Source organism: Chryseobacterium sp. SIMBA_028 (genome assembly GCF_046535285.1).
GTDB lineage: Bacteria > Bacteroidota > Bacteroidia > Flavobacteriales > Weeksellaceae > Chryseobacterium.
Genome location: NZ_JAWRWZ010000789.1, coordinates 1 through 239, shown reverse-complemented (window position 1 = coordinate 239; position 239 = coordinate 1). Strand labels below are relative to the sequence as shown.

The 239-nt window shown below is 56.9% G+C and carries 1 protein-coding gene; it reads left to right on the top strand.

Translation table 11 applies throughout. From position 1 onward, the window contains the following. Positions 1-71: 71 nt before the first annotated feature. Positions 72-239: SgcJ/EcaC family oxidoreductase (locus SCA31_RS25385; RefSeq protein WP_410699695.1), on the top strand; the 168-nt coding region annotated here is incomplete at its 3' end.

Below are 239 nucleotides of genomic sequence, written 5' to 3'. Positions count from 1 at the left end.
CAATTGGTTATCCAACCATGTTGGTGCAATATTCTGCGTATCTTTGAACGGTTGGCGAAAGGGTGGATGACATGACAGACGACGAACGCGCGATCCGCAACCTCGTAGACGCGTGGCTTGGCGCGAGCAAAACTGGCGATTACGCCACCGTGCTGAGCCTGATGTCCGACGATGTCGTGTTCATGGTTCCAGGGCAGGAGCCGTTTGGCAAGGCAGCGTTTGCCGCCGCCATCCGTTCG